This window comes from Bacillus hominis, from assembly GCF_018332515.1.
GTDB classification, from domain to species: domain Bacteria; phylum Bacillota; class Bacilli; order Bacillales; family Bacillaceae_G; genus Bacillus_A; species Bacillus_A hominis.
Genome location: NZ_BOQD01000140.1, coordinates 1 through 11,112, shown reverse-complemented (window position 1 = coordinate 11,112; position 11,112 = coordinate 1). Strand labels below are relative to the sequence as shown.

The window sequence follows — 11,112 nt, the reverse complement described above, 5'->3', positions numbered from 1 at the left end:
TATTATAAAAGTAAATACAGTGTATTTTCTCTATATCGGAATAGATATTTTAATCTAAATTTTCTGATTAATCACTATTTTACTTTCTTTTAGAATTCAATTACTACATTTGAAAACGCTTATTATCTCGTTTTCAGGGAAAAATACAATAACGGTTGAAGAAAAAATGAATTATTTCAGAAATTTTCTTTCTATTTCCATATAATTCTATTGACTTCTAAATATTTTGTGAATTAAAATAATTACATAAATATCCGTTATACAGGATTAGGGGGAAACAAACATGGATGCAGCTTTAAAATTAGAAAAAGCTGGAGAGCAACAGTCACCAAAAAAACATCCACCAGGATTATATTTGTTGTTCTTTACAGAGGCATGGGAAAGATTTAGTTATTACGGAATGCGTGGCTTATTAGTTCTTTATTTAACAACGAGCTTAGTAAGCGGCGGTTTAGGATTTGATAAAGCAGTTGCTGTACAGATTTACGGTCTTTTCACAATGTTTGTATATTTCACACCGATTATTGGTGGTTGGCTAACTGACCATTTCATTACGAAACGACACGCCATTACCATCGGCGGTATCATTATGGCACTTGGTAACTTTGTACTATTTTCAATGAACACTAAAACTGGACTATTCTTAGGATTAGGATTATTAGTTATTGGTAACGGATTCTTCAAGCCAAATATTTCGACTTTATTAGGTCAATTATATAGCGAAAATGATTCTCGTCGTGATAGTGCCTTCACTATCTTCTACATGGGAATTAACTTAGGAGCTTTTATCGCTCCATTCATTTGCGGTTATTTCACAGATTATAAATACGGATTCTTAACAGCTTGTATCGGTATGATCATTGGTCAGATTGCATTTAATTTATTAGCACCTCGTTACTTAGGTACAATCGGAACAACTGTTGTTGGAAAACAATCTAAAGAAAACAACGCAAAAGTAATTGAGAAAAAACCTTTAACAACACAAGAGAAAAAACGTACAGCTGCAATTTTAATTTTAACTTGTTTCGTTGTATTCTTCTGGGCAGGATTTGAACAAGCAGGTAGTTCTTTAACACTTTATACAGATAAATTCGTAGATCGTACAATTGGTGGATTTACAATTCCAACACCTTGGTTCCAATCTGTAAACCCATTGTTCATTATCTTATTGGCATTACCTGTTTCTGCATTATGGATTAAACTTTCAAAAACAAAAAATGGTGATTTAAAAATCCCAACAAAAATGGCATTAGGTATGATTTTACTAGGGGTTGGATATTTAATTCTAACTTTAGCTGTTTTAAAAACTGGTAGCGATGAAAGTAACATTACAATAAAAGCAAACTTACTGTTCATTGTGTTCACTTACATGTTCCATACAATCGGTGAATTATTCTTATCACCAATCGGATTATCTATGGTAAGTGCAATCGCTCCTCTTAAATTAGCATCTTTATTAATGGGTGTATGGTTAGCTGGTACTGGCTGTGCAAACTTATTAGCAGGACAATTAGCTGCTTTCACTCAATCTTTAGGATATTTAGAAGTATTCGCAAGCATCGGTGTTATCGTAATCGTGCTAGGATTAGTACTTCTTATGTTCTCTAAGAAAATTGCACATATGATGGAATAGCAAATAAAAAAGACGCTTCTAATTGTAGAAGCGTCTTTTTTATTACATCTCTTCTAAAGCCGTCACATCCACGTGAACGCTCTCTCCTGGATTGGATACGTCATACACTTGAGCACTCCCCTTCTGCTCATCACAGCTCTCAATCCATACGGGGACTCCCTCATATGTAACATCAATTCTACTTGAAGAAGATAATATCTGTTTCACACGTTTTACATCCATTATATTGTTCCTCCTTTGGCTTACAACACTCCTTTCTATCTTTTCATATCCCTTCAGAATATATTCCGTCAATTTAACACTTCAACCGATAGTTTGTTTCTTTCTCACGCGCTAATATCTTCCTATTATTACATCCTTTCCAAATAAAAAAAGACGTATATTTCACACGTCTTCTTTCCATAATATTCAAAAATTAAGAAAATAATGTTTTTACTACTTCACTTACTTTATCGTTATGAATTTGATAGTACACTTCTAACCCACGTCTCTCAAAGCGTACTACTTTATTTTGTTTTAATTTCGTTAAATGCTGTGAAACAGTTGATTGTGGAATTTCTAATACCTCTTGTAATTGTGTTACATTACATGTTCCACGCTGCATTAGTTCCATTACTAAACGTAGACGTAGCGGATGAGCTAATGCTCTTAACATTTGTACGTCTTCTTCTGAAATACGACAGTCAAATTGGTTTTGGTTCATAAAGTTCCCCTCATTTTCATTTTTTATTTTCTTTTTATTTATTTATATATCTGTTCTTATATTTCCTGTTACGACATAACTTTATCAACCTATAATGCTGAGAAAATTTTCCGACTTTTATCAGCACACAGTTCAAGAAAAAATCCTCCTGATTTTGAATATTATACTATATGATACAATAAAAAAGCAAAACAAAGGGCTAGTAATACTTTGCTTACAAACGTTGTTTTATCAGGCTTTTTGTTATATTTTCACCTTACTGAAATGTACAGTAATGATATTGTAAAATACCGTCCATAATTGATAACCTATCGTAAAGTAATTTGACCATTTTTAACCATTTTGTTACGATAAAAAGGAAATTTAAGTAAGGAGGATGATGTAATATTAAAAAATGGTTTATTATTATGTTAATTAGCATTGCGGTTGGCTGGACTATTATCGATCACTTCCTATTAGACAAAAAAGAAGATATAGCTTCAAAATCAAACATCCCAATTGGAACTGAAGTTGGCGATGTTGCCCTTGATTTCCTTCTGGAAACAACTACTGGTCAAGAAGTTCGCCTTACAGACTATAAAGGAAAAAAAGTAATATTGAATTTTTGGGCAAGTTGGTGCGGTCCATGCAAAATAGAAATGCCTGATATGGAAAAGTTTTATCATGATACTAAAAATATGGGGATTGAAATGGTCGCTGTAAATGCGACAGCTACTGAAAAAGACCCGAACGATGTAAAACAATTTCTTGAAGAAAACAAATATACCTTCCCCGTCCTATTAGATCAAAAAGGACAGGCAAGTGCCGCATATCAAATCATCAGCATTCCAACATCTTTTGTCATCGATACAAACGGTATCATTCAATATAAGCATGTAGGACCAATGACATATGAAAAAATGAAAGAATATGTAAATAATTTATAAAAGCGTATTCAAATCAATTTGATTACGCTTTTTGTCCACTTTATGAACAAAGCGTTACTTTTAACACTATTATGGAATAATTATACTTTTTTACGTTGACAATAGTGTTGAAGGCGAATATACTAAGCATGTAAGTTGATTGTGAATAGTTTCACAAATAATGTGAATTTCTTCACATATAATAGATAGGAGTTGTCATTATTATGAGTACTTGGACACAAATTTATGACCCGTTAAACAATATTTGGTTATCTGCACTAATCGCAGCACTCCCAATTTTTTGCTTCATTATTTGTTTAGTGGGATTCAAAATGAAAGGTTACATGGCTGGGCTTTATAGTGTGATCGTCGCTATTATTCTTGCTATATTTGTTTATAAAATGCCCGCAACTGTAGCTGTAGCATCTGCCGGGTTCGGTGTTTTATCTGGATTTTATCCAATTTGTACTATCGTTATCGCAGCTATCTTCCTTTACAAATTAACTGTTAAAACAGAACAATTCAATGTCATCCGTGATAGCATTTCAAGTATTACAAATGATCAGCGTTTACAAGTATTATTAATCGCTTATTCTTTCGGTGCTTTCTTAGAAGGCGCAGCTGGTTTCGGTGTTCCAGTTGCTATTACAGCTGCATTACTTGTAGGTATGGGCTTTAATCCATTAAAAGCAGCAGGTATTTGCTTAGTAGCTAATATCGCTGGTGGTGCTATGGGTGCTATGGGTATTCCAGTTACAGTACCTGCACAATTAACTGGGCTAGATGCATTAACTGTCGGTCGTCAAGCTGTTTACATTTTGCCATTCATTAGCATTGTTTTACCGTTCTTACTTGTTTCAATGGTAGATGGATTTAAAGGCATTAAAGAAACTTGGCAAGGTATTCTTGTAAGTGGTGTTTCTTTCGCAATTACTCAGTTCCTTGTGACTTACTTCTTAGGCGCTGAACTTACTAATATTTTCGCAGCAGTCGTAAGTATGGTCGCTCTTACATTATTCTTACGTGTTTGGCAACCAAAATCTTCTGCTAAAGAAGAAAAACAAGAAGAAAAAGAATCTCATACATTCAATCAAATTTTATATGCTTGGTCCCCATTCGTATTCTTAACTGCATTTGTAACAATCTTTAATTTAAAACCAATTAAAGCTTTATTTGCTCCGGATGGTCCATTGGCAAACTTAGTATTTAACATTCAATTCCCTGGTCTTCATAATGCGGTTATGAAAACTGCACCAATTACAAAGGCTGATACACCTTTCGCAGCGATTTTCAAACTAGATGTATTCTCTTCTACAACTACTGCGATCGTATTAGCAATCATCGTTTCACTTATCGTCTACCGTGTAAACGGCAAAATGATTAAAGAATTAATGATCGAAACAATAAAAGAACTAAAAGTTCCAGTATATACAATTTGTAGCGTTATCGCTTTAGCTTACGTAGAAAACTACTCTGGTATGTCATCTACACTTGGACTTGCATTCTCTTCTACAGGAAATGCATTCCCAGTTCTTTCTCCAATCTTAGGATGGATTGGCGTATTCATTACAGGTTCAGTCGTATCAAGTGGTTCATTATTCGCACCACTTCAAGCAGTAACTGCCGATCAGTTAAACATCGTACCATCTACTCTCGTTTCATTAAACGTAGTTGGTGGTACAATCGCAAAAATGGTTTCACCACAATCTGTAGCAGTTGCTTGTGCAGCAGTTGGACTAGTTGGTCAAGAATCTGCTCTATTTAAAATAGTAATGAAATATAGTTTAATCTTCTTAGCTATTATTAGCTTACTTCAACTTAACTCTGTATTTAATATCTTCTAAAAAAAGCACCGATCCAAATGGATCGGTGCTTTTTACATTACATTTTTTATCCCGCTATTTGTGGGAGTCGTGCTGCCCGTAAAAGCCCGATTGGTGAAGGCTAATAATCAGTGGTGATGGACACCCCCTACTGATTAAAGTTTCACTTTATTCTTTAATAAAGAAGCGCCAGCAATTTCAGGATGCGTCATTTCGTATGGATCCAAAATAATATCAAGCTCTTCTGCTGTAAGTACACCATGTTCTAAACATAACTCCCTAACAGATTTTCCTGTCGTAATTGCTTCACGTGCAATGCGCGAAGCTGCTTCATAACCAATATGAGGATTCACTGCTGTAATAACCCCAACACTTTTTTCAACATATTGCTTAAGCAACTCTTCATTTGCTGTAATTCCTTTAATACAATATTCACGGAATACACGGAATCCATTGTTCATAATACTGATGGATTGAATTAAATTAAATACGAGTACAGGCTCCATTACATTTAACTCTAATTGCCCTGCTTCTGACGCTAAGCAAATTGTATGATCGTTTCCAATTACTTGGAAAGCAACTTGGTTAATTACTTCTGCCATAACTGGATTTACTTTACCTGGCATAATAGATGAGCCTGGTTGACGAGCTGGTAGTTGAATCTCCGCCAATCCAACACGTGGACCAGATGCCATAATACGAAGATCATTTGCAATTTTAGACATATTCATCATACATACTTTTAATGCTGCAGATACTTCTGTATATGCATCTGTGTTTTGCGTCGCGTCAACTAAGTGCTCTGCACCAACAAGAGGGAATCCACTAAAAGTTCGTAAATGCTTTACAACTTGCTCAATATAAGTTGGATTTGCATTTAATCCCGTACCGACAGCTGTCGCACCCATATTAACTTCGTATAAATGTTGACGAGACTGTTTAATTCTTTTTATATCACGCTCTAGCACTCTGCTATATGCTTCAAATTCTTGTCCAAGGCGAATTGGAACTGCATCTTGCAAATGTGTACGCCCCATTTTAATAACGTGATCAAACTCTTTTGCTTTATCATGAAAAGCAGAATGGAGTTTTTCCATTGTAACAAGAAGTTCTTCTAGCATCATAAGAGTTGCAATATGAATCCCAGTTGGGAACGCATCATTTGTTGATTGCGCCATGTTCACATGAGTGTTTGGGCTAATTTTCGCATATTCACCTTTTTCATACCCCATACGTTCTAACGCTCTATTAGCAATTACTTCATTAGTATTCATATTAATTGAAGTCCCTGCCCCGCCCTGAATTGGGTCTACAATAAATTGATCATGGAACTTCCCATCCACAATTTCTTGTGCAGCTTCTGCAATCTCTTGTCCGATATCTTTAGCTAAGTAACCTGTATCTATATTCGCAAGCGCTGCCGCTTTTTTTACAATTGCCATTGCCGTAATGAGTGACGGATGAATGCGATATCCTGTAATCGGAAAGTTTTCTACGGCACGTAATGTTTGTACACCATAATAAGCTACACTCGGTACTTCCTTTTCACCTAAAAAATCTTTTTCTATACGTATATCCTTCGTTGCTATCATTTTTCATCACCTATACTTTTCATTCTAAATCCTTATCTAAAGAATTCGCCCTATAAAATACGAGTATCATTAAAAGAATTCTTCAGTATCCACCTTCACTATATAGCACCCATTTTGAAAGCGCAAACATTTATTTTTCTATATATCCTTTTTATTAAAGTTTATATAATAGAAAATCCATTCATTCTTCTACTTTCTTTATTTCAACTCGCTTAATTTGATGCATATCCTTTTCAAGAACTTTAAAAGAAAAGCCGTGTTTCTCAATAATATCTCCCTCAGCAACGATTTGCTCTTGTACCATAATCCAACCACCAATTGTATCAACATCATCAGCGATCAAGTGTATGCCAAATAAATCATTTACTTCGCTAATAAGCACTTTCCCCTCTACAATTTTACACATTTCACTTATATGTTCTATAGGTGGATTCTCATCTTCATCGTATTCATCTCGGATTTCTCCAACAATTTCTTCTAAAATATCTTCCAATGTAACAATCCCTGCTGTGCCACCATATTCATCATATAATACAGCTAATGGAATGCGTCTTCTTTGCATTTGCAATAGTAAATCATGGATTGCGATATTTTCTAACACTTCAATAACTGGACGTGTATATGGTGTAATCGAACACTCTTCATCTCTATTACCATCCATATAACGAATAAATAAGTCCTTTACATTAACCATCCCAATAATTTCATCTTTATCTTCACCCAATACTGGATATCTCGTATATTTTTCTTGTGCGATTACTTTAATATGTGTCTCAAACGGCTCATCTTCATATAAACCAACAACTTCAGTACGAGGTACCATGATTTCCTTTGCTACCCTGTTATCAAATTCAAAGATATTATTTACATATTTAAATTCAGTTTGATTAATCTCACCACTCTCATAACTCTCAGACAAGATTAATCTTAGTTCCTCCTCTGAATGTGCAACTTCATGTTCAGAAGCCGGATGTAAGCCAAATAAGCCTGTTACAAATCGTGCAGAGCCATTTAAAGCCCAAATAAATGGATACATAACTCGGTAAAAATAAATAAGGGGCTTTGATAATAATAAGCTAACTTGCTCTGCTTTTTGGATAGCAAAAGTCTTTGGAGCAAGTTCACCAATTACAACATGTAAAAACGTAATAACTGCAAATGCAATAATAAATGAGACTGTACTTGCAATTGCAGGAGATACATCCAATTTTAAAAACAGCGGTTCGAGTAAATGTTTAATCGTTGGTTCTCCTAACCACCCGAGCCCTAAAGCAGTAATCGTAATTCCTAACTGACATGCCGATAAATACTCATCTAAATTTGAAGTTACTTTTTTAGCTGCCAATGCGCCTCGTTTTTTTTCAGTAACGAGCTGATCAATACGACTGCTACGCACCTTTATAATTGCAAACTCTACAGCTACAAAGAAACCTGTTAGCGCAATAAGAACAGCTACCATCAATAATTTTAAAATATCCACATATGTCCTTTAGCTTTTCTTAGCTAAAGTTACACCTCCTTTAAAAAAGAAGTTTCACTTTAGTTTCTTCATTTGCTTGAAAGCAACCCTATATAAAATTCACCAATTTTCAGCCCTCATACAATTCTAATGGCAAACCGTCAGGATCTTGAAAAAAGACGAATTTTTTTCCCGTTATCTCATCAACACGTATCAATTCCGTTTCAACATCGCATCGGTTTAAATGTGTAACAGCTTCTTCTATATCAGTAACCGCAAAAGCTAAATGTCTAAGTCCAGCAGCCTCTGGAAAGCTTGCACGGTCAGGCGGACTTGGAAATGAAAATAATTCAATTTGATACTCTCCTCCTACACATAAATCTAACTTATAAGAATTTCGTTCCTTTCTATATACTTCATTCTTCACTTTGAAACCTAATATTCGTGTATAAAAATCCTTTGACACTTCATAATTTGAACAAATAATTGCAACGTGATGTACTCTACATATATTCATGATTCCTCTATTCCTCTCTTTACCAAACATGCATATTCTCACTTTAAATGAAAAACATATATATCAGAATATCTCTTTTAGGGGGCTTATTATGAAATTCATCACTTTTTTCGTTGGACTTATCGTTGTTTTTTTCCTTGCCTACATTGCTAGCAACAATAAAAAACACATTAAATTCAAACCGATTTTCATCATGATTATTATACAGTTAATTTTAGCCTATTTATTATTAAATACAGAAATTGGTCTCATACTTATTACGATAATTTCCAACCTGTTTACGAGGCTACTTGAGTACGCTGCCAGTGGTATAAACTTTGTATTTGGCGGTCTTGCGAATAAAGGAGAAATGCCATTTTTCCTTAACGTATTATTACCGATTGTCTTCATCTCCGTCTTAATTGGTATATTACAACATTTCAAAATACTACCATTCTTTATTCATTGGATTGGTTTCTTTCTTAGTAAAATAAACGGTCTTGGGAAATTAGAATCTTACAATGCCATCGCTTCCGCTATTGTCGGCCAATCAGAAGTTTTTATTACGGTAAAAAAACAATTAGCCCAAATTCCAAAACATCGACTCTATACACTTTGCGCCTCTGCTATGTCAACAGTATCTATGTCCATTGTCGGTGCCTATATGACAATGATTGAACCAAAATATGTAGTAACCGCACTCGTTCTCAATTTATTTAGTGGTTTTATTATCGTACTCATTATTAATCCTTACGACGTTAACGATGATGAAGACATTTTGGAAATAAAAGGGGAAAAACAAAGTTTCTTTGAAATGCTTGGAGAATACATTCTTGATGGTTTTCGCGTAGCAGTTGTCGTCGGCGCTATGCTCATTGGGTTCGTCGCATTAATTAGTTGCATTAATGACCTATTCCTCATTATATTCGGCATTACTTTCCAACAACTAATAGGCTATGTATTCGCCCCTATTGCATTTCTTATCGGCGTACCAAGTTCTGAGATTGTCACAGCTGGTAGCATTATGGCAACAAAGCTTGTAACAAATGAATTTGTAGCAATGATGGATCTTAGTAAAATTTCCAGCACTCTCTCTATCCGTACAGTTGGTATTATTTCTGTCTTCCTCGTTTCTTTTGCCAACTTTTCTTCCATTGGAATTATTTCCGGTGCGGTAAAAGGGTTAAACGAAGAACAAGGAAATGTTGTTGCCCGCTTCGGCCTAAAATTACTATACGGAGCTACTCTTGTTAGTATTTTATCTGCGATTATTGTAAGTATCATGCTTTAATTAGGTAAAATTTTATCATTTTCTTATCCCTATCTTTTGTATACAATAACGAATAGATGTCTTATAAACAATCAAGACATCTATTTTTTATACATGTACAATACCCTTTATTTAGCGTACAATATTTTTTATGTGTTTTAATACACCTAGATGTATACACTTTGATAGTTTTAAAGGAGAAAAAATGATGAAATCCGACATGAACAAAGATACTCGAGCCAAAAAAGGACGATTCAAGAAAAAACGTCTATTTTGGTTCCTTCTTATTCCATTATTGATTGTAGCACTTGGGGCAGGAGGTTACTCCTTCCATATATACAGTAAAGCAAAATCTGTCTTAAGCAACGCCTATTCTGAACTCGGCCGAGGAGATAAATCCAGCAAACGTGAAAAAGCTGTTAAACCTATGACTGACAATATTTCTGTCCTGATTATGGGTGTTGATGAAAGTGATATAAGGGAAAAAGGTTACGGAAAAGCGACTCGTACAGATGCATTACTACTTGCAACAATTAATAAAAATGATAAATCTGTTAAACTGGTCAGCATTCCACGTGATTCACGCGTCTACATTAAATCACGTGATAAATATGATAAAATTACACATGCGCACGTATTTGGTGGTGTAGACAGCACAATTGATACAGTAGAAAACTTTTTAGATGTCCCAGTTGATTACTATGTAAAATTTAATTTCAAATCCTTTATCAAGATTGTTGATTCTCTAGGTGGTATAACTGTCGACGTTCCAGTTGAGTTCACAGAACAAAATAGTAGCGACGAGGCAGATGCTATTCACCTAAAAAAAGGGCGTCAACATTTAAATGGAGAAGAAGCACTTGCACTAGCGAGAACTCGTCATATCGACAGTGATTATATGCGTGGTCAACGACAACAACTTGTTTTAGAAGCTATCGCTGAAAAAGCACTGTCCCTTAATTCCATTAATAAAATCGGTGGCCTATTAGATGCTGTCGACAACGACTTAAAAACAAATTTAACTTTCGATGATATGATGACGATTGCAAAAAATTCAATGGATTCAGATTTAAAAATGGACAAAATGCAAGTAGAAGGTACTGACAAATATATAGGTGGTATTTATTATTACGTTCCAGACGAAAAAAGCGTCAATGATATATCGACAACCCTTCAAGAACATCTCGGTGTTACGAATAAAAATGAGCATAAAAAATTATAATAAAAAGGC

The 11,112-nt window shown here is 34.6% G+C and carries 10 protein-coding genes; 5 read left to right on the top strand and 5 right to left on the bottom strand.

Annotated features, from left to right (window positions below; genetic code table 11):
• The first annotated feature begins 283 nt into the window (after positions 1-283).
• On the top strand, positions 284-1,633 hold the full coding sequence (locus KI356_RS14910; RefSeq protein ID WP_128282790.1) for a peptide MFS transporter: 1,350 nt from the start codon (positions 284-286) through the stop codon (positions 1,631-1,633).
• A 42-nt stretch (positions 1,634-1,675) separates the two neighbouring features.
• Here the strand turns inward: KI356_RS14910 and KI356_RS14905 are convergent, their stop codons facing one another.
• Together KI356_RS14905 and KI356_RS14900 are read right to left on the bottom strand one after the other, a co-directional pair.
• Positions 1,676-1,855 (bottom strand): acid-soluble spore protein H, encoded by a 180-nt coding sequence (locus KI356_RS14905; protein ID WP_002010492.1) that lies wholly within the window; start codon positions 1,853-1,855, stop codon positions 1,676-1,678.
• 193 nt (positions 1,856-2,048) lie between these two features.
• The gene (locus KI356_RS14900) at positions 2,049-2,336 is read right to left on the bottom strand and encodes an ArsR/SmtB family transcription factor (protein WP_001075217.1); all 288 of its coding nucleotides are present in this window, start codon (positions 2,334-2,336) and stop codon (positions 2,049-2,051) included.
• 407 nt (positions 2,337-2,743) lie between these two features.
• On the opposite strand from KI356_RS14900, the gene KI356_RS14895 reads away from it, so the two are divergent.
• The gene (locus tag KI356_RS14895; RefSeq protein WP_234842527.1) at positions 2,744-3,262 is read left to right on the top strand and encodes a TlpA disulfide reductase family protein; all 519 of its coding nucleotides are present in this window, start codon (positions 2,744-2,746) and stop codon (positions 3,260-3,262) included.
• 203 nt (positions 3,263-3,465) lie between these two features.
• The gene (locus KI356_RS14890) at positions 3,466-5,085 is read left to right on the top strand and encodes a lactate permease LctP family transporter (protein WP_002029741.1); all 1,620 of its coding nucleotides are present in this window, start codon (positions 3,466-3,468) and stop codon (positions 5,083-5,085) included.
• 134 nt (positions 5,086-5,219) lie between these two features.
• Here the strand turns inward: KI356_RS14890 and aspA are convergent, their stop codons facing one another.
• The 3 genes from aspA to gloA2 all read right to left on the bottom strand — a co-directional run bounded on the left by aspA (position 5,220) and on the right by gloA2 (position 8,632).
• Complete coding sequence (gene aspA, locus KI356_RS14885; RefSeq protein WP_128282788.1) at positions 5,220-6,656, bottom strand: aspartate ammonia-lyase; 1,437 nt, start codon at positions 6,654-6,656, stop codon at positions 5,220-5,222.
• A 181-nt stretch (positions 6,657-6,837) separates the two neighbouring features.
• Positions 6,838-8,136 (bottom strand): hemolysin family protein, encoded by a 1,299-nt coding sequence (locus KI356_RS14880; RefSeq protein ID WP_212935790.1) that lies wholly within the window; start codon positions 8,134-8,136, stop codon positions 6,838-6,840.
• A 109-nt stretch (positions 8,137-8,245) separates the two neighbouring features.
• Positions 8,246-8,632, bottom strand: a complete 387-nt coding sequence (gene gloA2, locus KI356_RS14875; protein ID WP_128282786.1) for an SMU1112c/YaeR family gloxylase I-like metalloprotein — start codon at positions 8,630-8,632, stop codon at positions 8,246-8,248.
• Between the two features lie 91 nt (positions 8,633-8,723).
• On the opposite strand from gloA2, the gene KI356_RS14870 reads away from it, so the two are divergent.
• Both KI356_RS14870 and KI356_RS14865 read left to right on the top strand, forming a co-directional pair.
• Entirely contained in the window at positions 8,724-9,902 is a 1,179-nt protein-coding gene (locus KI356_RS14870; protein ID WP_128282785.1) for a NupC/NupG family nucleoside CNT transporter, read from the top strand.
• 184 nt (positions 9,903-10,086) lie between these two features.
• The gene (locus tag KI356_RS14865; RefSeq protein WP_307856615.1) at positions 10,087-11,103 is read left to right on the top strand and encodes an LCP family glycopolymer transferase; all 1,017 of its coding nucleotides are present in this window, start codon (positions 10,087-10,089) and stop codon (positions 11,101-11,103) included.
• Positions 11,104-11,112 lie beyond the last annotated feature (9 nt).